This window comes from Shewanella mangrovi, from assembly GCF_000753795.1.
GTDB classification, from domain to species: Bacteria; Pseudomonadota; Gammaproteobacteria; order Enterobacterales; family Shewanellaceae; genus Shewanella; species Shewanella mangrovi.
This window is the reverse complement of sequence record NZ_JPEO01000017.1, coordinates 49,862-72,275: the sequence shown is the minus strand read 5'-3', so window position 1 is coordinate 72,275 and position 22,414 is coordinate 49,862. Positions and strand designations below refer to the sequence as shown.

The window sequence follows — 22,414 nt, the reverse complement described above, 5'->3', positions numbered from 1 at the left end:
AGTCACTGTCATTCTACACCCGAAAGAAATATGCCTATGAGTTGAAGTTTTTATATTGCTTCTTCATGGAGAACGGTATTGACCTTGTTGAGCGTGTAGCAAGAGGCTCGTTTTTATCGATTGAGGAAATTGATGACTACATTCGTGCTTGTAAATTCTATGTGGACACAGAAGACGATAACAAAGACAGCACGTTAGTCAGCCTGACGGATAAAAGGATCAGAGATGCGATACATGCGACATCCAACAGTCAGCCAGAAGTGTCAGCACATACGTTTAATCAACGCCTCAATCGCCTGAAAGCCTACATTGAATTCCTATATGTGTGCCATCACTACGATAGAGCTGACACTGAGCAACAAATCAGCACGGATGCTCAATTTAATAAATTTAAACTCTACATAAGCTCGGTGATATCTAACTCTAGAAAAGACAACACGGTTGTTAAAGATCCCTTTGAACCCGCGATTTCAGCGGATAAGTTTTTTGATTTATTAGAAATTATTCAAGTACGCTCGTCAGATAATCCATTCAAGTCGAGCAAGCTTCGAAATCAAATTATCGCACAAATATTGATTGATACTGGCGTTCGCGTGGGTGCTGTATTGAAATTGAAGGTGAGTGATTTAGTGGATGATTGGGGTAACCCTAGATTCCGACTGACCCGAACACCTAATGACCCAACGGACACAAGGCATCTTCCCGCCGCGAACAAAACAAAAGCACTCTCGGTTTCCATCTCTCGTGACTTGATGAAGCTCATTAAGCTCTACATTGAAACCGTGCGCCAAAGTACCTCAAATTCTCATGAGCATGATTTTGTCTTCATCTCGGAAAAAGGGAAAACCATCGGAAAGCCAATGTCTTACAACGCCATTCACAAAGTTATTAAGACCTTTGGGGAGTCTGTTGGGATAGCACTGCACCCCCATTTACTTCGTCATAAATGGAATGAACTCTTTGAAGATAAAGCCAGAGAGAAAGGATTTTCAGCAGATAAAATCGAAGACCTTCGTAAATATGCGATGGGTTGGGTGGAAGATTCAAAAATGGCCTCTGTCTACAATGAGTTCCAATTAGCCGTGACGGTGGCGGAAATTTCATCCAAGAACCAAAGCCAATCTGTTCCCAACCTGAAAGGTGACCAATGAACAGTATTGAATTCAACGAGTTAATAAATCGTTATGCAGGAACAAGCACCTTTCAGTCAAAAGCAGAGGGCTATGAGTTCGATCTCTTTTCAGATGAATGGGTGCTCGGTTACAAGAATACCCTTTACCTTGACTGGATGCACACGCTAGACAGTGACGTTTTTCTCGATTTGCGACTGGCTATCGCTCATGCAGCTAAACATTATGCTAATAATTCTCTAAATCGTTATGTCAGCACATTAAAAAAGCTTTGCCAGTATTTAGATCCAGCAACGTTTGAAGCGTGGTGGCTAACACTGACGGACTATAAAAAGAGTACAAGAGATGCGCTATACGCATTTTGTCAGAAAAGCCCTGAGTACCGTAGCCGTATCCTGACGCCTCTCTATGACCTCGTTAAGAACGAAAATTTAGGCACAAAGGATGGCTCAAAAAGCATCCTTGATGAAATAACAGGTGCGTACAGTGAAATCGAGCGTGATAACCTACTAGAAGCACTGCGAATCGAAACGCTCCATGCGCTCGATAATGAGTTCATCGACACACGGCCTTTTACCCGCCTCAGAACTATTCTGGCTTGTCAGTTGATGGTCGCCATCATAAGAAGACCTACACAATTAGTTCAACTAAAATGGTGTGACCTCTTGCGAGTGGGTCAAGCGTTTACCTCGCACAAGGAGCATAACCGTGATTGGCAACCTCTGACACAGCATCACTTTTCTGATGTAGAGCAATTGCACCTACGAACTTTTAAAGGAAAAGATGGGGGATTTAGACGCAATGCCGAATCACGCTCACATCGCCTAGACCCTGACCTGTCTGAATTGCTACTCCAATATTACCGAGCATATGAAACCTATTTATGTACCTGCTTAAGCCAGTGCAACATCGCACTATCTGAGAGTGACACCAAAGCACTGATGCAGCGACTGCCACTGTTTCCTGACCAAAGTTTATATTCAGCAAAATTTGAGACGAAAGAGAGCCTCTTTCGCTCCGTAAGCTACACATCCGAGGCGTTTCATCTCGCTTCTGGGAGTCTTATAAGCAATATTGATTACCTCTTCAATGAAAAACTCGACATTAAAAGTGACCGGATCGCTCATCAGCCCCTAGTCTTTAAAAATAATCGTTGGCGTCACACCCAGTTAACCCTGGCGGCTTGGATGGGATTAAGCCCCGCACAGGTTGCTGCCATTACTGGTGTCACCGTGCAGTCCATCCAATCTTATCTTGATTTAAAAGCACCGGAACGGGTCAAAATTAACCAAGCCTTTGCGGGGAACAGTGTTATACAGCGCTTTGATAGCATCTCTTCAAAAGAGTTACAGCAACACCCTGATTTTGTGGTTAAAAGTCCTTTTGACGAGGAAATGGGGCACAAACTGAACCCTGCTAATTGCACCAGTTGTCAGTCAAAAGGGGCCGCCCCGATGGGGTGCTATCCCTGTGATAACTTTCGACCGTTAGAAACCGCCGACCATCAGCCGTATTTGGATAAAGCTGAGCGTAAACTGGCGATTAACAGTCAATCAGCGCATCCCGCCACGCTTAAACGGCTGCAAACCATCATTACTTATATCCGAGTGACAATTGCGCTGTGTGAAGAGCGAAAAATCCTGAAAGTAGGTGCGCAGATATGATCACGATAAATCGCTACATGGATAACCAGTGTGCTTACGTGGCCAAAAAGAAAACTCAGCCACTAATGGGCTTTACTAACGCTCAGGGAGAGCCTGCGTCATGGGATGATATGGCGGTGACATTCACCGACAGTGACAGTAGAACCATCAATATTCTCTTTTGCAATCTGAATAAAAACTTTCCAAGGATGGGGACGCGCTTCACAGAAGATGATCGATTAGCGCCTGAAACACATGATTTATTGTTTGCCTATATGCTTGATGTATTGAAGGAAAACATAACCATAAATAGAAGGAAAGATAAAATCACGACTGCAAGAAACTTCCTTTGCCGCTTGAATGAGAATGTCAGCTCTGCCTCAATTGATAAAATTCAACACGCCATCGACTCGCTGAAAAACTCTGCCCCCCTAACGGCTTTCATCAACTGGCTACACCATCATAAAATGTTGCCCAAAAGCTGTCAGCCCTACATAAATACCACCTCTGAAGCAGCTCGAAATAAAAGTGGTGATGACGCACTTAAGGCGGAGAAAAGCAAATTGCCTTCGGAAAAAGCACTGTTGGCACTCAGCGCTATCTTTCATGATGTCATCCCCGCCTATCAAAATGATGAGCAAAATGATATTGATGCTTGGCAACCGCTTATCGCATCGACGCAAACGCAGCGAGACAGCTTTATTTGCACCATGGCAGCACTAGGCATGTCGTCACCTAATCGCATCAGTGCAGAGCAAGTGCTTCTGACTACACAACGCATACAGCGCCATTCGCAAGTTGTCGATGGACAAGAAAAAACAGTGCATTATCTGAACTGGCGAGGCTCAAAGGGCTTTAAGGACAATCAAAATCACATCAATGCCGAAATGGTTGAGAGTCTAGACCGAGCCTTGCAGTACACCATCCTAGCGACAGAACCTGCCAGAGCGCTCGCGCGATTCTATCGACAGCCGAATCGCCCACTGAAAGAAGTGCTGGCTGACTTTAAGCCGAGCGATGAGAACATAGCCCTGCTTAAGCCATCCATGAACAAACCCACTCAACTGTTGCATCTGGGCTTGCTGCTGGGCTTTTTTGACGGCAGTGACAAATGCGTACGAGTCTCACCTAATACAGAAGGGGCAATCGACAAAACCAGTAAATCGCATCAGCCAAAGTTCATCAAACCCATCGCCCAACTTGAGCCGTTCGACACACTGGTGTTTAAGCATCGCTGCCCTTACGCTCTGGCGCTGACAGGATCTAATTTTTCAAATCAATCTCAATACCAAAATTATACCGCAGGTCTACAAGCGCTAACTGTGGCAGCCTTTCAAAATCACACCATCGAGATAAATCAAGCTCAACTCAACGGCTATAATATGCATCAATCAAAGTCTGTTGATGTTGAGCACGCGTTGTTTATGTATACAGAAAAGCAAATGGGCGGCAGGGTAACACACCCTTTTCTTTTGATTCCGATAGGTACGCTCAGTAAGGTCTTTGCTAATGAATTAATTAAACGAACTAAAAATAGACTGACTATTTTTGAGCGACACGGCTTTGCCAGTGATTTTGTGCTCAAGCCGCACCAACTTCGCCATTGGCAAAATGATTACCTTGCGAAAAAAGGGCTGCCTCATCACCTCATCACCCTACTGTCAGGTCGAAAAAGTGCAGAGCAGACCTTGACTTATATTCACACCACTGATGCCGAAAACGCCTCGGTGATTGGGGATATCTCCTACTCTAATGAGATAGAAAGTGACGTTAAAGAAAAGGTAAGCCTTCGTATTAGAACCATGAACCAATACAATGAAGCGATCAACAATGAAACGCCGACTTTTGCTCATGAAACAGGGTTTTGCACTCAGAACCTCGCCCTATCACCTTGTACTTACATGTCGGAGTTTGAAACACAATGTACGCTGTGTTCCGCGTCTTGCCATATCGCCCATGATAGTGAGGCAATTGCCTTGCTTATGAAGGATTTAAAGGTACAGACGCATAACTTGGAAAGGGTTCAAAAAGCCATCAACTTTGTCACCAGTCAAAGCATGCAGATGTGGTACAGAACCCATTATCGCAACACGTGCATGCTAAAGCATCTCATTGAAGTGCTATCCGATGACACCATCGAAAAAGGTAGTATGGTGCGTTTACTCACTCGCTCAAACAGCATAAGAATCACCAACTTAGAGACCAAAATAGTGGCAGAGCACAGGTTGGCGCTACCTGATGCCGAGCAAGCCCTTCAAGCCGCTCTTGAGGCAAAAAACGCTAAAAGCCAAGATGAAGCCACGAATAATTTCTTAGGCTTTCTAGGTTCACTCTAGGGAGGCAATATGGCACTTAAATCACTCGAAACTGAACAGCAAATTTCCATACAAGCCCTCATTCGAAGCTGGGAAGGAAAATTAACCTGGAACTTGTTAGTCACAAAAATTGAATCCAGTTTAGGTATTGCCACCACGAGACAAACACTCGACAAGTACGCCAATATCAAGCACGAATACAAGCAAAGAAAGCAAATTTTAAGGGGCAAGCCTGTTTCGTCTGATAATGAGGAACTGATTTCTTATTTACAGAAAGACGTGGAATTAGCAGAGAAGGTAATCCAACTCGAAGCACAGCTAGCGGTAGCAAGCTCAGAGATTGGCAAACTTCATGCTTTCATTAAAAAGTTATCCAGCATTGGCAAAACCAATCCAAGTGTCATGGATGTGTTTCAAAAGACCTTGCGAGAGATTAAGTAATACGAAATTTAATTGCAGGTGCCGAAAAACGAATGTCGGCTTTGCCTTATTTTACGGACATTCGCTTCTCGAGTACGGATGTTCATCCAATAACATACTCCTAAAGCCGGAACAGCATTTTGATTTCGTTTTCTGCTGTCATCGATAGCCAAATGGCATGGACTCCCCAATTCAATCAAAAGTGAACAAAGGTGAATACATTGGTAAAAAAGGAATCCACATCATGAAGACGACTACAATCACCATAGATTTAGCTAAAAATTTTTTCAAGCTGCATTGTTTAATAAACATGAAACATGGCGTACTAAGGTCCAACAAAAAATATTCTGATTTAAAACTTCGTGAGTCAGTCCCTCTGCTCAGGAGCTATCTAGTTTACTCAGGCCTTACCTGTTGCAGGATAACATTGAGGAATTTCAGGAATTGCGATTGTTTTAGGGCAATAACTCCCTGATGTCGCACTCCAAGACCTCAGCGAGCTGATAGGCCTTTTCGAGTGTGATGTTGACTTCACCACGCTCAATGCGTCCCGCATAACTACGATCCATCTCGGCTAATAAAGCCATTTTATCTTGAGAGAGCCCAAGCGCATTGCGTTTATCTCGTAATTTTGCACCAAACCGGATAGCTAAGTCTTTCATTTTTATTCTCGTTAAAGAGAAAGACTATCCAAAGTTGCGGCTTATAAAGCCACGGATTATAATCCGCATTATTAATATAAAGCTCTCCTAGCCCGGTGAGTTAGCGGATACAGAGCTTCTTTGCGAGAAAGTTAATGTCAAAACCATCCATCAAGATCAACGCTCAACTAAATTCCATTATCCAAGATGAGAACTTTGACAACTTCAGTGTGACACAGCTACTTGACTCATACTTGGCAATGTGTGCAGTGACCAAAGAGCCCAATGAGGCACGCAAATATGTTTACAGACAGATCCATAGACTGGTTAAGAAAGGCTTACTGCTTAAAAAGGGAACGAAAAACTCTAAAAGTATTATGTACCAGAAGTCTGAGCTATTCTTTGATACTAAGTTTTTAGTTCAAAGTACAACAGCGGCCCCGGTAAGCCAGGTCACATCAGCACCAGCGTATGCTAGTGATGCGATTAAGCAACTTGAAGAACGCTTGAAAGAGTCTGAAGTTGATCTACTCACTAGCATTGGTGAGTCAGAAGAGTATATGCGGTTGTATCAATCCTTCCCCGAAATGAAGGCGCATCTCGAATCCCTGTACCTACTAGCCCGAGAAAACAGCTCAAAACTACTTGGGCAAATTAAAGCAATTAAATCTGTCCTCTCCCACCAACGTAAATAATCTCCATGCAATTAAGACAATGGCAATTAGAGTGCGTCAATCGCGCTCTAAAGCACTTTAATGCCAAACACAGACATTTCCTTTGTTTAGCGACTCCAGGAGCCGGTAAGACAATTATGGCCGCTGAAGTGGCTGGTCAATTACTAGAGAACGATCTCATCGACTTTGTGCTTTGCTTTTCGCCATCGATAAATATATCTCAAGGGATCAAGTCCGCGTTTTCAAAACGATTGGACTGTCGTTTCGATGGCTTGATCGGTGCTATTGGTTGCTCTTTTACTTACCAAAGCATGCTGTCATTCAACGAAGATTTTTGGCGACTCCTAAAGCGAAATCGCGTTCTAGTCGTTTTTGACGAAATCCACCATTGCTCTGGCAGTTCTCTTGAAGATGCAAACGCATGGGGAGAAGAGATCATACTGAATATTCAAAACCAAGCAGAGTACAGCCTAGCGTTAACGGGCACGCCATGGCGCTCAGATCAAGCTCCGATAGCGCTATCTCGCTACACAGATCCTAACACCCAAATTCAATGTGATTACATATACGGCTTAAGGGAAGCTGTCGCCGACGGCGTATGCCGAAATCCAAAGATTGTCTTAATCGATAATGAAAAAATCTCGGTTACCGATAAAGAAAATGAAACGAAGACGTTTAATAGTCTGGATGCTCTATTCAAAGGTTCATCGGTTTCTTACCAATCCGTCATCAAAAATGATGTGGCAGTTCGACATACATTAAAGCTAGCAACAAACAAGCTGAACGACATTAAACTGCACAACCCTAACGCTGCGGGGCTTATTGTCGCATCATCGGTAGAACATGCCACACATATCCTGAATATTCTCAGAAAGGAGTTTGCCCAGACGGCTGAGATCGTTACCTACAAGGAACAACAACCTTCACTAAGAATCGATGCGTTCAGGAATGGCGTCACAAACTGGATCGTTAGTGTTGGTATGATTAGTGAAGGGACGGACATCCCACGCCTCCAAGTATGTTGTCATTTGAGCAGAGTCAAAACCGAACTCTATTTTAGGCAAATTTTAGGTAGAGTCTTACGTAAAAATAAAAGCAGAAACCAAGAAGCTTGGCTTTACACCTTCGCTGCACCAAAACTTGTCGAGTTCGCAAACCGAATTGCTGAAGAAATACCTGAAATTCCAGTGGTATTTAGGGAGCCAATAAGAACTGATGTCTCAGAAGGTCGAGTAAAAAAACCGCCGTTGACATCTGAAGACCCCCATCCAACTACAGTAGGCGAACTCAAATTTGGAAGAGACTACCTCAATGAACCAACTCCATCACATTTGATAGGTTTGGTATCGTTAGAATACTCGAGCCCAACGGCATCATTGTCATTTGAGCTACTCGGTGGTTTCAGAGAAAAAGTAGTTTCAACCTTCAGTTCTCCGTTTTAACCTAGCAAACAAAGTCGAGACATTACACAGATGGATAAAAAGGTCCAAGCAACTTGCTTGAGCGTTCCTACTAGGCACTACAACGCCTGCTTTTATAACATCAGACCTGCGTTTTGATGAGCTTATTATTGCCGAACTCAAAGGTGTGAAAGTTCTGATTTTCTGTAGTTAGTAGAATTTTGTGGTGGCACCATAAAATAAGTACTGACGATCAGGTCTGAGCTAGTACATCTGAGCTAGTACAGTTGTCATTACTGAGGGACCCTGACGGGATAAATACCAATCGACTTTGTCGTACTCTTATAGTTTAGTCCTCATGCTACATACTCGCTTCACACTTCGATATCCATGGATTGAGAGCGCTTGATTCTAAGCTCTCTGGTGTTGAGCTGCTCTCTCTTCCAGATATTTTGGATAGTGCTAATGCTCACCGTGATATTTTGCTGTTTGAGTGCCTTCATCAGTTGTATTGATGTACCGTGAGGGTTCAACAAAGTCAGCTCGATAATCTTATCTTCAGTGTCTTCCGATATACGGTTTTTACTGCGTTTCAGCGGCTTATTGATTCGCTTAAGACCAATAGGGCCTTCTTCTTCCATGATTTGCTGGTAGGTATAAAGCGTTTGGCGGGAGCATCCGAGGATACGTGCGGCTTTCGATACGCTGCCGAGCTGTTCAACAAGCTCTAACGCTTCTATCTTCCGCTGGACCTCTTTACCATATTCATGACATTTCCGAGGCTCGGCCAACTCCGTGATATCAAGCCGGCGATGGCCGAAATAGGCAGAGAAACAGCCATCGAACTGACAACGGATCTCCACTTTTTGGTTTTCTATTGAATAGCGGATTGGCGAGTCGATAACATACATTTTGCTGTCAAAACTGAAGGTGTGGTCACGTCGTATTGTGCGGTACTCTTTCTGTACACAGATGGTGTTTAAGTCCAGCTCTGGGGGTAAGCACTTGAAGGCAGAATGCTGGCTCTTAGGCTGAACCATAACGTTTTGCACCCAGTAATTGGGGATGAATTCTTCCTGTAAGTAGCGGTTAGCGCTGTCCATATCCGTAATGTTATTCAGCCGTAATTCCGGCACCAGGCGGTCCTGGAAGGTGTCGAAGGAGCGTTCAATACGCCCTTTGCCCTGAGGGGAGTTAGCGAAGATAATTTCAATCCCTAGCTCCTCACAGGCTCGCTGCATTTGTGAGAAGTTACTGCGTTTAGGGCCAGCAAAAATACCCGCTCTGTCCACATACAGGGTCTTAAATATCCCCCGCTTCTCTATGTAAGCCCGCATCACTTTCATGCAGCCTTCCGTGGTTTCAGAAGGGAAAAACTCGGCGTGAATGTCACTGGTTGCATCATCGACAATGGCGATCAGGCAAGAGCGTTCGCCACCAAACCACCGATGTGGGCTTCCGTCCATCTGAAGCATCAATCCCGGAGATTCCATCCGCTCCCGGTACTTTCTGACCCGACTTCTGCGCCGCTTAGAACGCTTTACATGATGAATGGCGTGTGCCCAGGTACGTAAAGTCTCTCGCTTAACCGCAATGCCTTCATTCTTCAGCAGAAGTTCTGCAAGGTGCTGTAGGTTAAAGTCGTAGTACTTGGTCTGGATAAGCTCCTGAACTTCTTTTTTGAGCGACTCAGTAATTTTATTGGCGGGGATCCGGCCTTTGTTACCATGAACCACGAACCGAATGCCTTCTTGCCGATATCGACTCAGGTAACGCTCAACGGTTCTCCGGGATTTGCTGAGCAAGGTCGCTGCACTATTGATACTGATCCGGCCATCGATGACTTTGCTAATGATATCGACAGTGAATTGAGATTTTGAATCCATGTAGAACATCCTTAGCACCTTCTAAAGCTGATTTGGTTACTTTAAAAGGTACGCTAATGAGTTCCGTCAATTTCCCTCGGTAATTATTGTAATGACAAAGTCGCTTGGTAATTAAGGTACGACAGAATCGCTCGGTGATCACATCTGAGCTAGTACAGTTCAAACGAGCTTTTGGACATTTTCGAGTTAAAGCATTAACTCTAACTCGTCAGTTTCGGATAAAAATTTCTATGGATTAACGTCGCTATCACCAGCGTAGGCGTTAGTGTCGGAGTCTGATACATGGTCTTGTTCAGTATTTATCCCGCGATTCCAGAGGTTTATTTTCCAGATCTATTGGACGCACTATGATTAAATCATTTGGATCCAGCCCCTCTTGGACAAAAAGCTCCGGTGTGTTTTCTTCGTTCAGGCCTTCCATCATCACCAAGGCTTTAGCCTGTTCAAATGCCTTTTTGACGGAAAACCCAAATCCTATTGCAGAGTAGAATTGTGATGAAAATACCCTGGCCGCATCATCACCAATGCTGGTATTCATCCCAATGGCTGCTTCGACATGAGCAGTGATTGCTTCCGCTTGGTTATAGGAATAGCACGTATTAAAGAAAACTAAACGAATATTACTCGATGAGGCCATCATGGTTTGAACAATAGCTTCTTTACTAACTATTTTTGCATTGCCATTGGCATCTTGAAATACTATCTCGTCAGAGTCTGAACCATGGCCGCTAAAATGAACTATTGTAGGGTTTAACTCATTTATTGCTTGCAGAACATCCATTGGTTGAACTGCCCATCTACTCTCAAATGAAACTGAATCTCTGTGCTTGGCCTTTCTAATCATATCGCCAATGGAGCGTGCCTCCTCATCCAACCTTAACTGTTGGGCATCAGCAGGATTCGAAGCGAGAAATAGAACTACAATTTTTTCTGGAAGGTCTTGAAGTCTCTTCAGAGTGGCAATTGTGCTCCGGTGCAAGCCCTCATGTTTATCGAGAGTGCTATTTATTTGATTCATCCGGGATTGGTGTGCTCTAGCTTGCCGTTCTGACTCCCTTTGTCTTTGCTTACTATCTTTTTCCTCTTCCTTTGACACTTTCTTTTGCTCATCAGAAAGTTCTTTCTGCTTTCGTGCTATCTTGTTGTCAAAATCAGCTACTTTCTTTTCCGCTGCGGCCTGATCCTTTTGGTGTCTTTCGATCTCACGTAATTTTGATTTTGCAGTGCTTGCACTACTCGTGCGGGACAACGCTTGTGAAGCAGAATTTATTTTTCCAGAAAGATTGGCAATTTTAGTTTGCTCTTTTGCTTTTCCCTGCTGTAACTTGGCGATTTCTTCTCGTTTTCTCGTTACATTCCGACGATATGAATCTAACAACGACACACTCTACTCCTTAAGGTGAAATCTGGCTGATATTGAACGTCCACGGCATGCTTGGCTTTGTAGTGGAGGTGAAACCGCAGAGAAAAACTGTCGGTATGCCTGCGATTGTTAAGCTTTTTTGGCATGTAACACTTCCATGATGAAGACCACCAAAGTATGTGCAACATTTACAGCAAGCCGTGCCTCTGCAACCACAATACTTGGTGGGTTAGACCCACGACCATGAGCAGAACCAATATGAGACCTAAATGCACCAACACCATCAATGATTGAAGAAATACCTTTAAGCAATTTGTGCTGATCAGCTGCCAAAGTGACATCGGCATTCAGTGCAAGGTGTGGCTGAACTACGCCCCACAGTGGCATTACATTAAGTTTATTTGGCATAGCTAGATCATCGAAGCTTTCGATGTAGAACTTTAGCGTGGCTTCGATTATTGAACAGGATGCGGTTACTGACGCGTGAGGATCACTTTCGATATGCTCAATCGCTCTTTCAAATTCCTTTTCAATGGATGAGAAATCACCTGATCTCAGATAGTCTTCCAGAGTTTTAGTAATTGGCGTTGAGCCTGCTTTCGTCACGTACCCATTGATTCGATAGACCAGTTGATTTTTCGCTAATGCGGCATTAATTCTCGCTTGGCCTTCGGTCACATTAGTTGATATTAGCCCGTCAAAAAGTGAAGAGGGAGGCTCCAGTTCCATGTACTCTTGAATCACCGCGCCCAGAACTTCTAGCGCATCAATTATAGGATCTTCGTTGCAGCGCTTTAGCCAATTACTGCACTTCTTTTCGCAATTACCCTCAGGAACGTCTCCCGGCGCTCCGCTTTCCATAAAGAGCGTATCAAGCTTGGAGTGACTGTAATAATGCTCAGCGATTACAGAAGCTACTGCTCCGATTACCGAATTTGGTATTTGATGATTCAAGCTCGAGTCTCCGTGAACCTAAAGAATAAATTTCGTCTGAATAGCCACTGATAGACTAGTCACTCTGTATCATTACTAAAATTTGGTCAATTGGGCTGTGCCAGAAGGATCATTCATCTGAACTCGTAACAAGTTTAGGGGCCGATACGTGTTACATCTTTTTGGGACAAAAGCGCCTCAGCGAAATCACAAATTTGGAGCGCAGCGGAAAAATTATCCGACAGCTGCGCCTTGTTAGTTGCCTATTTCACGCTCTGCCTGCTCATATGTGTTATATAATTTTTCCACACGACCAACCAATTTCATTCCACCTTTGGTTGCCCTATCTGTCCAATAATGCCCTTCGAGCTCTTCGACAGGAGAACCATGAATTTCTAGAGCGAAAGAGCCATGATGGATTTCGCTTCTTACACCCTGTAATTCAATTTTGGGTTCATTTCGATAAACACCAACTAGCTTGAACAGATCTTCATCTTCTTGCTGCTCTATGCTGTGAGCCACCAACACAGATCTAGATTCCTTTGTCATCAACCTCAAACTAAGAAATGTTAACGACTGCCTGATTACTGCATATCCATAGATTGGTGCGATTCCTTCACCAGTTTCGGGGTTTATCCAGCTACTTTTCAGCTCAACTTTCCACGTTCCTCTCAAGTCTGGTCTTTTAACATACCAACCTTTAAATATTTTCCATGACCACATGTATTTGTTAAACAAGGTTACAAACAGAGTTATGACACCAACTACTGTACCAAATGGTTTTACAAAGTCCGCACTTAGTACAGGCATGCCTTGGATCCATAGAGCAAGCAACCAAACCCCAATCGTGAGACCAATAAATGATGAAATATGAAGTCTAGTTAGCATTATTCGTAACCTATGTAGTCCCACGCATCACTTAAGAACTGGTGAGCACTCGCTCGTGTCCATGGCTGTGAGCCTCTAAAAAGATATTTCAATTCATTTACTTCGCCCCATTCAGAACACATTTCGTCAGATAAAGTGTTGTTGAACAGCTCTGCGAGAACCGCCCTGACCATTTGCTTAAAAGATTGATACTGAAAACATGAGTTTGATGCATTAAACACTAAACATTCAATGAGAAAGCTCGGCGCATCTTTTGCTGATTGAATTCCATTTGACGCCATTTCATTCGATAGCTTCTTTAAGACCCTAACAACTCTTTTGTATTTTCTAGAGGTGGCGTCGTTTTTTGAAACTCCATTTTCATAATGTTGTTCCGGCCAATTTTTGACCCTAGGCGGGTCATAATCATCAGGTATCATTTCTACGCCGGAATGATAATAGGTTGTGGTAACATATCGGCGATGTTCAAAAAATGCTGCCACATCTGACTCCACGCGATAAGTATTCGCTTTGATATCAAATGCTTTACTACCACGCGTAACCGCAGCCCTTCCAAATCTAGCTACAAGCGCCTCTTCAAGTTCGCTTTTAAAAGTCGCATATTCATAAGTAGCCGGGACAAAGCTTTTTGCGAGTTCCATTTTTACGTTGTCATCAGGATATTCAGGAAAATATGTATCGAAGCAGAGGACACCCACATCCACATCACTGTCCTGTCTTACATTAACTCTGTTTCTGTAAGAACCTTGTGTAAAAACCTTGATATTCCTATTTTTTAATTTATCACTCGCCTGAATCGCTTGTCTTATTTGTCTCTCGGCATTATCTGCCCGCTCTTGCTCGGTTTTACCTGGACCTTGCGACCAAGTTGTAAATACAGACTCCCAATCCCTACTCATGAATTTACTCCTAACTTTGGAAAGCAACGGCGCGGTCTTCCGTGCCCGTTGCCGTGGCTTGTTTTGTGAGTGACAGATTCCGGAGGTGGTGCGCATGATGATGGGCTATTTGACTTCCTTGTATCTGAACTCTCCCTATTCCGCCAACATTGAGAATGTTTGTTCCTTACTTGAAGCTAGCTGGCGGTGGCTATGCGCAAGCTCGCTTAACCTGCGACGCTAACGCTTCAAGCGAGCCTAAGAACAACATACTTAATCAGCGCTAATAAACTGGTTAGGTAGTAACCTTGTATCATTATTAGAATTAGGTCAATCAGTGTGCGTCACACTTAGCCTAACTTCACGATGCTAACTCACAATGGGGCAGAAGTGGTTAATCCGCAAAGAACACGAAGCCATGCCGACGGTGCAACCATCTTTCGTTAGTGTTTTATTCATCATGAAACCAGAGAACCTGCCATAACAAAAAACAGTATTGTCCAAAGTAGTGATAAGTTGAACTTCTTGTATATGTAAAATCCAGCAAGGATCAACGCAACATCGGTCAATGTGCCAACGGCACTGCTAAAAACTGGTTGATATAGTGCAGCAAGCAAAAGTCCAACTACAGCGGCGTTTACCCCTTTAATTGCTCCCGCGATTCTTGGTTTACTTGCAAGTAGTTGCCAATTCCTCAACACGCCTAACAGCAGCAGAAATCCCGGCATAAATATACCAATAGTTGCTACCAGAGCTCCGATAATAGAGCCTGAAGACATCACATAACCGATATAAGTTGCCATTGTGAACATCGGCCCTGGTACAACTTGTGCTGCGGCATAGCCCGTCATAAAGGCATCCTGAGAAACCTGCTCACCAACCAATCCCTGGAGAAGTGGAAGAACGACATGACCACCGCCAAAAACGAGGCTACCAGCCCAAAAGAAGTTGCTAAATATCGCTAAAAGCGAGTGAAATCGCGTTGTTAGCGGCAAGCAAAAAAGCAGGAGCAAAAATAGAAGCAGTGGCATTACTGACGGTTTAAATGATCCACTTACCGCAGTAGCAGAAGCAACCAGATAGCGACTGCCAATCAATCCAGCAATCATCAGCAATATCATTTGAGTGCTGATTTGCGGTACAAGTAGCAGGACGCTAGCAGTAACAATGCAAATGCCAACAGTAAGTCGGCTTTTGCAGAAATTGCTATACATCCCCCAAACGGCATCAGCAACCACTACAACCGCTAACAATTTGAGGCTATGAACGACACTCTCATATACTTCTGAATCAAGAAAATGACGACTGAGCATTGCCAATAGCAACATGATAGTGACAGACGGTAAGGTAAAGCCTAAAAATGCAGCTATTGCTCCGGATAAACCACCTTTTTTATAGCCAAGTGCAAAGCCGACCTGACTAGAGCCTGGTCCCGGTAAGAACTGACTGAGCGCAACGATTTGAGCATACTCACTATCTTCCAACCATTTGTGTTTTTCCACAAAATACTGTCTGAAGTAGCCAATATGAGCTGCCGGTCCACCAAAGCTAATCCAGCCAAGAAAGAAAAAGCTTTTAAATATCGACCACATTGTTGATTATCCGATTTGGCATTTTAGCCTATTACTGACGCTCCCTGTCGTGAATGTCAATGCAGACAATCTAAGGGCAACGGATGTACCCAAAACTGTTCAAGGCCACTAACTTCTGTACAGCGATGAAACCCCGTTAAACGGGCACTCTGCATTTCCACACCCTACATTTGGTCACTTTGTAGCATTAGTACAACTTGGTCAGAATGAGTAACCGCCGTCTCATATCAAGTGGCGACTTGTAGCTCTTGAAATTATGCTGTTTAAAACGCACCACTTTGTAGTCCTTACGCTGTACCCACAAAGAGATAAATTTACTTATTAAAGCCAAAAAAATCTTGTATCAAAAACACACAATCTTTACATTTACGATACAAAACCTTAAAAATTTGTGATATTTCCGTGACGGAGAAAACGTTATGAAGACATTAGCGTTAACTATTCCGCAGGAAGCACCAGTTTGTATGGATACACTTTTCGACTACGTCCGCACATGGCACTCCAACAGCTACGTTTATGAACTCGGACAACTTGAAATCAAAGTTGAAAAAGAAATTATCCAAAGCGAGCTAATGATATTTCGCGAACATTTTCCTTGGCTAAACACAAACATAATTAATTGACGAGAGTATTTTGAGTAGTACAAGTTATTCCCTGAGAGCCAAAGGTCATCTGGAGTATTCACCGGATCGATAGAAATATCCCAAATCTCAATGGTCGTATCAAAGTGAGATGTTGATACCAAAATTGGAACCTAGATTTGGTATGGTGATGCCAAAACAATAAGCTGCATAATATATACACCTTTGGTTTTGGCAGTAACTGAACATGTTGAATATTGATGATCCAAGCAAAGTTGCTAAAACACCGGCCATTTGGCGCTTAGGTTTTCGGCCCTTTTTTCTTGGTGGGGCGATTATTGCTGCTCTCTACATTCCTTTGTGGGTGATAACTTGGCTCTTACCATCATACTCCTTATTTGAAGATACATTCTGGTCGCCAATCCTACCGTTGTGGTGGCACCCCCACGAATTACTATTCGGATTTGCCATGGCAATTGTGTCAGGATTTTTGCTGACAGCAGTACAAAACTGGACAAATCAGCCATCTCTTAAAAATTGGCCATTAGCGCTAACATTTTCTTGTTGGGCGTTGGCACGCTTGAGCTTGCTCATCCCTACACCGCTCCCCATTATTCTGCCCGCCGTATTCGACATACTATTTTTAGGAATAGTTGGCTCCACCTTATGGAGGAGTATTTATAAGGTAAAACAGTGGCGCAATATTGGATTTCCACTGATGATTATTGTCGCATTATGTATCAATATTCTCAGTTACTATTCATTGTATGTCCGTGATTTTATTCTGGCACACCAAATTTGGCAGTCTATGCTTTGGTGGCTTTCGTTACTGATCACGATTGTTGGCGGTCGAGTGATTGGCTTCTTTACTGCAATGAGATTGAATGCAATCAAGCAACCCGCATTACCTTGGGTAGAATATCCGTTATTACTGATCATGCTCACGCTGGTTTTACAAGCATTATTCGAGCTATTACCAAGTGCATTTATCCAAGTGCTGCTATTCATTGCGGGTGTACTCCACCTGATCAGAGCTTCTCGCTGGATGCCGCTAAAATCTTTCAGGGAACCACTGCTTTGGTCCTTACACATTGCTTATTTTACGTTGCCAATAAGCTTACTGATGATGAGCTGGTATTTTAACGACGAATTTGCTTATCGCTGTCTGCTACACTTATTCGCAATTGGCGGCATGGCAATGCTTTGCCTATCAATGATTTCGCGAGTTTCACTCGGCCACACTGGGCGGAATATCTACCAAGGACCCAACATGCGAATCGCATTTATCTGTCTGCCTTTGGCTGCAATTTTTAGAGCCATCATGCCGATTTACTTTCCCAGCCAAACCCACCTTTGGCTATGGTTTGCAGCAGTGTTCTGGTTTGGTTCATTTGCCATTTTTGTGTACCACTACACCAAGATTTTAACGCGTCCAAGAGTTGATGGACGTCCAGGATGATGCAAAACACTTTGGATAAATTGAACGTGAGACCATCTATGAAAATAATGTCGCCTCTGAACCTAAAACTGTGGTTATTCATTTTGCTTGGTGCCTCCGGCAATGCTGTTGCAACCGATGGAACAACTGATATAGCTAAATCCTACCCAAAGCAGTACAAAACGTGGGAAGCAACGCAGGAGCAATCAGAGCGAGAAGATGTACTAGCAAACAACCCGCGAAATGTCATTCTTTGGGCAGGGTCTTCGTACGCCAAGGAATACCACACACCTCGTGGCCATCAATTTGCTGTAGCCGACGTGAGTCATACACTCCGAACCGGCGTTGCGCCAAAGGCAGGAGAGAAAGGGCTATCTGCGAGTTGCTGGACATGTAAAACTCCGGATGCGCCACGCCTGATAGGCGAACTTGGCTTTGAAGGTTATGCAGCGAAAAACTTTACCGATTTAGGCTCTGAAATAAAAAATGTGGTGTATTGCAGTGACTGTCATGAATCGGGCTCAGAAAAGCTAACGTTGCCGCGCCCTCACGCCCGTGACGCGATGGCCAAAATCCATCAACCCTTTGAACAGCAAAGTGCCACAGTTCAAGGTGCTCAAGTCTGCGGGCAATGCCACGTTACTTATTATTTTCGCCCAGAAAAGAGCAATGTTGTTAACATCCCTTGGATCTTTGGTAATTCCGCTGATGACATAGAAAAATATTACGACACTCGTCGATTCTATGAGTGGATCCATCCGATTTCAAAAACGCCAATGCTTAAAGCTCGTCATCCAGAGTATGAACACTGGAATCGCAGTAAACATGCGGAACTTGGTGTAACCTGCGTCACCTGTCACATGCCTGAAGCAATCGATGAAAATGGTAAAGCATTTACTAACCATAAAGTTGATAAGGCCATGCCCTACTTTAAGAGCAGTTGCAAAGGCTGTCATAGCAGCCAAGAAAAAATGAAGCAACGCCTTACGAACTTGAAGCACGAGATAAATGCTAAGGCAAAAGACGTAGAAGAACTACTGGTTAAGGCGCACTATGAGGCCAAAGCCGCATGGGTCGCCGGCGCGAATTGGGAACAGATGAATGACGCCATAATGGACATTCGTCACAGCCAATGGCGCTGGGATTTTGCCATGTCATCACACGGAATTTACGCTCATAACCCAGAGGAAGGTAGACAGCTGCTCAATAAAGCTATCGAACAGGCAAAGAGCGCACGTAGCTCTTTGTCAAAAATATTGAAGCAACTCAAAGTCGAGCATGTCTATTATCCCGACATCAGTAGCAAAGCCAAAGCCCAACAAGCCGTGGGGATAGATGAAGCAGAATTAGTCCTTGAGAAAAAGGCGTTCATTGAGGAAGAAATCAATAAGCACTGGGATCCGGTTGCCCAGCGCGGTTACTAACTAACTGCATGATATTCCCCATCCTGATATTTAGGGATGGGGAATAAGCTGGATTTTCTTCATGCCTCTGCAACTTTTTAACACTGATTATGTTTAAAAATGTCATTTCAGCCCAAGCCGCCTCGCGAGCTTATGTAAATTGCTAGGGTCAAGCTTTAATAAACGGGCTGCTTCCGCCCAATTATCTTGTGTTGCTGCCAAAGTCTGTTGGATAAACTGACGTTGGAAATCTTCGATACTGTCCTTTAATGAACGTCCAGAGAGCACTGACGGTTCAGGCGACGTGCTATCGAGAGCTTGACTAAAATCACGAGGATACGTAAGCAATTCTTGATCCAAATGACGCGGTTCAATGGTCACAATTTCGGTCTTATTGGCACCTTGACTTACTGTACGCAAAGCTGCTCGGCTGATAACATGTTCTAGCTCACGTACATTCCCAGGCCATGGATAGCGCTGCAACAACTGCTCCGTCGCAGGTGCCAAACGTAAACTGCAAAAACTGAAGCGACTACGATTCAATTCCACAAAATAACCCGCTAATAACAGGATATCATCTCCGCGTTCTCTTAGTGGCGGAATGACCACCGGATACACGGACAGGCGATGGTATAAATCGGCACGAAAATCTCCTCGTTTGACCATCTCTGCCAAGTCCCGGTTCGTGGCGGCAACAATACGCACATCTACTTTTATTGGTTTATCTGCGCCTAAGCGCTGGATTTCACCGTTTTGTAGTGTTCTCAATAGCTTGGCTTGAACGGTCAACGGCAGCTCACCTATTTCATCAAGAAACAACGTGCCACCATCGGCAGATTCCACGCGACCAGCACGTTCTGATGCGGCCCCAGAAAATGCACCTTTGACATGGCCGAACAACTCACTTTCAACCAATGTTTCCGGCAGAGCAGCACAATTGACGTGGATCATTGGAGCAACTTTACGCTGGGAACGCTGATGTAAGCGCCAGGCAAATAGCTCTTTACCAACGCCCGTTTCCCCTTGGAGTAATACAGGTAGATCTGAAGTCGCCACAACATCTAGCTCTTTCAATAAGTTTTGTACCTGTGGATGCTGCCCAATCAGCTCTTGACTAGCGGAAATGCTACCATTGTCCTGTTTCAGTTGCTCATCAAACTGTCGTAATGCCCGCATTTCACTTTCAAGTCGATTAACTCTTAGGATGGTTTCACAATACACCGCAAGTTGCGGTATGAACGCTATCTGCTCGGCGCTAAAATGGCCTTTATACAGGGAGTCAAGCGTTAACACCCCCCAACATTTACCATCGGGCCATAAACTAATGCCCATACAGTCATGTACCGGCAGCGGCACTCCTTGCTGTGTAGCTAACAATCCATCATAGGGATCTGGTAGAGCACTGTCGGGAGCAAAATGTACTAGTTTGCGTTGCGATAAAATAGCCGACAACCGTGGATGATGAGCCACTGCAAAACGGCGTCCACTGGTTGTAGTCACTAAACCTGCGAGAGCCACAGGTTTCAGAATGTCGCCATCAAGTTGTAGCAGTCCGACTGCGTTACAGTCTAACAACTGTTGAACCTGATCAACGAAACGCTGTAAACGAACCGGCGGTGACAACTCGAGCTTTAAGTCACGAAAATCTAATGGGAATAACATGGTTCATTTTACCCTAATGGTAAATTATACCTATAATTATAGGGTGAAATTCACCATATAAAAATATTCATTTCTATATATTTCAACTAATTAACACTTGGCACGTCGTTTGATATAGACCAAGCAGAACAGTGAACGCCTCAGTATGAATTAACCCGTAATGACGTCACTGCTTTGGCATCACATCTCGGTGATTGCATTTTCATTTTCAGGAGTTGAAGTTTATGAATGAACAGCAAAAAGCTTTGGTTCGCGCGACTATACCAGTATTACAAAGCAGCGGTGTCGCCTTAACTAGCCATTTCTATCAGCGGATGCTAAGCCATAATCCCGAACTAAAACACATCTTCAATCAGGGGCATCAGGGCGCCGGTCGTCAACAACAAGCACTGGCAGGTGCCGTACTTGCCTACGCTCAAAATATCGATGATCCCTCAGTATTACTCCCTGTGGTCGAACGTATTGCCCATAAACATGTGAGCTTAGGTATTCGCGCCGAGCACTATGCGATTGTTGGCAAACATTTATTGACCAGTATTCAAGAAGTCCTCGGCGACGCGGCCTCCGCCGAATTGATTGATGCTTGGGCGGCAGCCTATGGCGAATTAGCACAATTGTTTATTGGGTTGGAAAATACGCTTTATCAGCAAAGTGTTGATAACACTGGAGGTTGGAGTGGCTGGAAACCCTTCCGTATCGTGCGCAAACAGCCTGAAAGTGACGAAATAACATCTTTCTATCTGCAACCTATTGATGGAGGCCGTCTGCCGAACTATCAACCCGGCCAGTATATTAGCGTCCGAGTATATGTTGAAGAGTTAGGGATTTTCCAACCTCGCCAATACAGCTTGTCAGATATTGCCGGTGGTAGTGCATTGCGTATTTCAGTTAAACGCCAAGGTGCCGGAGAAACTTCACCCGAAGGCAAAGTTTCCAACCTGCTTCACAGCCAATATGATGTGGGTCAGATTGTTGAGTTATCTGCGCCAGCTGGCGAATTCGTCCTACAACAATCTTCCGAACGTCCAGTAGTATTGCTTAGCGGAGGTGTCGGTATTACACCAATGATTGCTATTGCTCGTACGTTGGCACAACAAGGTAAACGTGATATCCATTTCGTACATTCAGCGCGTAACCGTCACGTACATGCGTTTAGAGACGTCAGCGATTCATTGGCCGAAAAAGGGGCAAAAGTACATTACTTCTATGATCAAACTGACGCACAGGATCAACATGTCAGCCCCGCACCATTTGCGTTAACCGATGTCCTACCTGAAGCACCACATGATGCAGAGTATTACCTGTGCGGTCCTGCTGCGTTTATGCGTCATTATCTTTCAGAGTTAAAAGCCCACGGTGTACCAGAAACGCAAATTTTCGCGGAAGCTTTTGGTTCTGGCGGCGTATAAACCATTTAGCTAAAGGGAGCATGAGCAGTCCCTTTTTAACATTATAAAGCAGCTCAAACATAACAAGACGCTTAACTAAATTAGTTGGGCGTCTTGTTGTATTCGAGTCGAACAGGCTTGCCACGGCTTCTCATCAGGTGACGGTGGGATTCACTGAA

At 44.1% G+C, this 22,414-nt stretch carries 18 protein-coding genes; 10 read left to right on the top strand and 8 right to left on the bottom strand.

Translation table 11 applies throughout. The features are described from left to right. Positions 1 to 65: 65 nt before the first annotated feature. From HR45_RS15810 to HR45_RS15795, 4 genes are read left to right on the top strand one after another with little or no spacing between them, the layout of a single operon-like run. Positions 66 to 1,151, top strand: a complete 1,086-nt coding sequence (locus HR45_RS15810; protein WP_241461142.1) for a site-specific integrase — start codon at positions 66 to 68, stop codon at positions 1,149 to 1,151. Further along, a complete protein-coding gene (locus HR45_RS15805; protein WP_037444873.1) occupies positions 1,148 to 2,794 on the top strand; it encodes a hypothetical protein in 1,647 nt (548 codons plus the stop codon). Before HR45_RS15810 ends, HR45_RS15805 begins: the two co-directional genes overlap by 4 nt. After that, complete coding sequence (locus HR45_RS15800; protein WP_037444870.1) at positions 2,791 to 5,109, top strand: hypothetical protein; 2,319 nt, start codon at positions 2,791 to 2,793, stop codon at positions 5,107 to 5,109. The genes HR45_RS15805 and HR45_RS15800 overlap by 4 nt, the downstream gene beginning before the upstream one ends. A gap of 9 nt (positions 5,110 to 5,118) precedes the next feature. Then, entirely contained in the window at positions 5,119 to 5,529 is a 411-nt protein-coding gene (locus tag HR45_RS15795; RefSeq protein WP_037444868.1) for a hypothetical protein, read from the top strand. A 434-nt stretch (positions 5,530 to 5,963) separates the two neighbouring features. On the opposite strand, the gene HR45_RS15790 is transcribed toward HR45_RS15795, so the two are convergent. After that, a complete protein-coding gene (locus HR45_RS15790; protein WP_037444865.1) occupies positions 5,964 to 6,170 on the bottom strand; it encodes a helix-turn-helix domain-containing protein in 207 nt (68 codons plus the stop codon). A gap of 134 nt (positions 6,171 to 6,304) precedes the next feature. Here HR45_RS15790 and HR45_RS15785 point away from each other — a divergent pair, with 134 nt between their 5' ends. After that, a complete protein-coding gene (locus tag HR45_RS15785) occupies positions 6,305 to 6,844 on the top strand; it encodes a hypothetical protein (RefSeq protein WP_037444862.1) in 540 nt (179 codons plus the stop codon). Positions 6,845 to 6,849: 5 nt separating this feature from the next. Then, entirely contained in the window at positions 6,850 to 8,265 is a 1,416-nt protein-coding gene (locus HR45_RS15780; protein WP_037444860.1) for a DEAD/DEAH box helicase, read from the top strand. 332 nt (positions 8,266 to 8,597) lie between these two features. Here HR45_RS15780 and HR45_RS15775 read toward each other — a convergent pair whose 3' ends face one another. The 6 genes from HR45_RS15775 to chrA form a co-directional block, all read right to left on the bottom strand. Then, positions 8,598 to 10,118 (bottom strand): ISNCY family transposase, encoded by a 1,521-nt coding sequence (locus tag HR45_RS15775; RefSeq protein WP_081933509.1) that lies wholly within the window; start codon positions 10,116 to 10,118, stop codon positions 8,598 to 8,600. A 283-nt stretch (positions 10,119 to 10,401) separates the two neighbouring features. After that, the gene (locus HR45_RS19675; RefSeq protein ID WP_052074796.1) at positions 10,402 to 11,493 is read right to left on the bottom strand and encodes a CHAT domain-containing protein; all 1,092 of its coding nucleotides are present in this window, start codon (positions 11,491 to 11,493) and stop codon (positions 10,402 to 10,404) included. Positions 11,494 to 11,601: 108 nt separating this feature from the next. Next, positions 11,602 to 12,426, bottom strand: a complete 825-nt coding sequence (locus HR45_RS15765; protein WP_037444858.1) for an abortive infection family protein — start codon at positions 12,424 to 12,426, stop codon at positions 11,602 to 11,604. 234 nt (positions 12,427 to 12,660) lie between these two features. Next, a complete protein-coding gene (locus tag HR45_RS15760; RefSeq protein WP_037444857.1) occupies positions 12,661 to 13,293 on the bottom strand; it encodes a Cap15 family cyclic dinucleotide receptor domain-containing protein in 633 nt (210 codons plus the stop codon). Next, on the bottom strand, positions 13,293 to 14,192 hold the full coding sequence (locus tag HR45_RS15755; protein WP_037444855.1) for a nucleotidyltransferase domain-containing protein: 900 nt from the start codon (positions 14,190 to 14,192) through the stop codon (positions 13,293 to 13,295). The genes HR45_RS15760 and HR45_RS15755 overlap by 1 nt, the downstream gene beginning before the upstream one ends. Positions 14,193 to 14,629: 437 nt before the next feature. Beyond that, the gene (chrA, locus tag HR45_RS15750) at positions 14,630 to 15,763 is read right to left on the bottom strand and encodes a chromate efflux transporter (protein ID WP_037444854.1); all 1,134 of its coding nucleotides are present in this window, start codon (positions 15,761 to 15,763) and stop codon (positions 14,630 to 14,632) included. A 419-nt stretch (positions 15,764 to 16,182) separates the two neighbouring features. Here chrA and HR45_RS15745 point away from each other — a divergent pair, with 419 nt between their 5' ends. From HR45_RS15745 to HR45_RS15735, 3 genes are all read left to right on the top strand, one after another. After that, positions 16,183 to 16,386 (top strand): hypothetical protein, encoded by a 204-nt coding sequence (locus HR45_RS15745; RefSeq protein ID WP_037444851.1) that lies wholly within the window; start codon positions 16,183 to 16,185, stop codon positions 16,384 to 16,386. Between the two features lie 205 nt (positions 16,387 to 16,591). Next, positions 16,592 to 17,803, top strand: a complete 1,212-nt coding sequence (locus HR45_RS15740; RefSeq protein WP_037444848.1) for an NnrS family protein — start codon at positions 16,592 to 16,594, stop codon at positions 17,801 to 17,803. 47 nt (positions 17,804 to 17,850) lie between these two features. Beyond that, positions 17,851 to 19,206, top strand: a complete 1,356-nt coding sequence (locus tag HR45_RS15735) for an ammonia-forming cytochrome c nitrite reductase subunit c552 (RefSeq protein WP_407695807.1) — start codon at positions 17,851 to 17,853, stop codon at positions 19,204 to 19,206. Between the two features lie 102 nt (positions 19,207 to 19,308). On the opposite strand, the gene norR is transcribed toward HR45_RS15735, so the two are convergent. Next, complete coding sequence (gene norR / locus HR45_RS15730) at positions 19,309 to 20,847, bottom strand: nitric oxide reductase transcriptional regulator NorR (RefSeq protein ID WP_037444845.1); 1,539 nt, start codon at positions 20,845 to 20,847, stop codon at positions 19,309 to 19,311. A 224-nt stretch (positions 20,848 to 21,071) separates the two neighbouring features. Between norR and hmpA the strand changes: the two genes are divergently transcribed. Next, entirely contained in the window at positions 21,072 to 22,256 is a 1,185-nt protein-coding gene (hmpA, locus tag HR45_RS15725; RefSeq protein WP_037444842.1) for an NO-inducible flavohemoprotein, read from the top strand. Positions 22,257 to 22,414: the final 158 nt, after the last annotated feature.

Excerpts from the sequence above, each read along its gene's own strand:
- HR45_RS15810 (WP_241461142.1), top strand. The coding sequence starts at position 66 with ATGGAGAACGGTATTGACCTTGTTGAGCGTGTAGCAAGAGGCTCGTTT.
- HR45_RS15805 (WP_037444873.1), top strand. The coding sequence starts at position 1,148 with ATGAACAGTATTGAATTCAACGAGTTAATAAATCGTTATGCAGGAACA.
- HR45_RS15800 (WP_037444870.1), top strand. The coding sequence starts at position 2,791 with ATGATCACGATAAATCGCTACATGGATAACCAGTGTGCTTACGTGGCC.
- HR45_RS15795 (WP_037444868.1), top strand. The coding sequence starts at position 5,119 with ATGGCACTTAAATCACTCGAAACTGAACAGCAAATTTCCATACAAGCC.
- HR45_RS15790 (WP_037444865.1), bottom strand. The coding sequence starts at position 6,170 with ATGAAAGACTTAGCTATCCGGTTTGGTGCAAAATTACGAGATAAACGC.
- HR45_RS15785 (WP_037444862.1), top strand. The coding sequence starts at position 6,305 with ATGTCAAAACCATCCATCAAGATCAACGCTCAACTAAATTCCATTATC.
- HR45_RS15780 (WP_037444860.1), top strand. The coding sequence starts at position 6,850 with ATGCAATTAAGACAATGGCAATTAGAGTGCGTCAATCGCGCTCTAAAG.
- HR45_RS15775 (WP_081933509.1), bottom strand. The coding sequence starts at position 10,118 with ATGTTCTACATGGATTCAAAATCTCAATTCACTGTCGATATCATTAGC.
- HR45_RS15760 (WP_037444857.1), bottom strand. The coding sequence starts at position 13,293 with ATGCTAACTAGACTTCATATTTCATCATTTATTGGTCTCACGATTGGG.
- HR45_RS15755 (WP_037444855.1), bottom strand. The coding sequence starts at position 14,192 with ATGAGTAGGGATTGGGAGTCTGTATTTACAACTTGGTCGCAAGGTCCA.
- chrA (WP_037444854.1), bottom strand. The coding sequence starts at position 15,763 with ATGTGGTCGATATTTAAAAGCTTTTTCTTTCTTGGCTGGATTAGCTTT.
- HR45_RS15745 (WP_037444851.1), top strand. The coding sequence starts at position 16,183 with ATGAAGACATTAGCGTTAACTATTCCGCAGGAAGCACCAGTTTGTATG.
- HR45_RS15740 (WP_037444848.1), top strand. The coding sequence starts at position 16,592 with ATGTTGAATATTGATGATCCAAGCAAAGTTGCTAAAACACCGGCCATT.
- HR45_RS15735 (WP_407695807.1), top strand. The coding sequence starts at position 17,851 with ATGTCGCCTCTGAACCTAAAACTGTGGTTATTCATTTTGCTTGGTGCC.
- norR (WP_037444845.1), bottom strand. The coding sequence starts at position 20,847 with ATGTTATTCCCATTAGATTTTCGTGACTTAAAGCTCGAGTTGTCACCG.
- hmpA (WP_037444842.1), top strand. The coding sequence starts at position 21,072 with ATGAATGAACAGCAAAAAGCTTTGGTTCGCGCGACTATACCAGTATTA.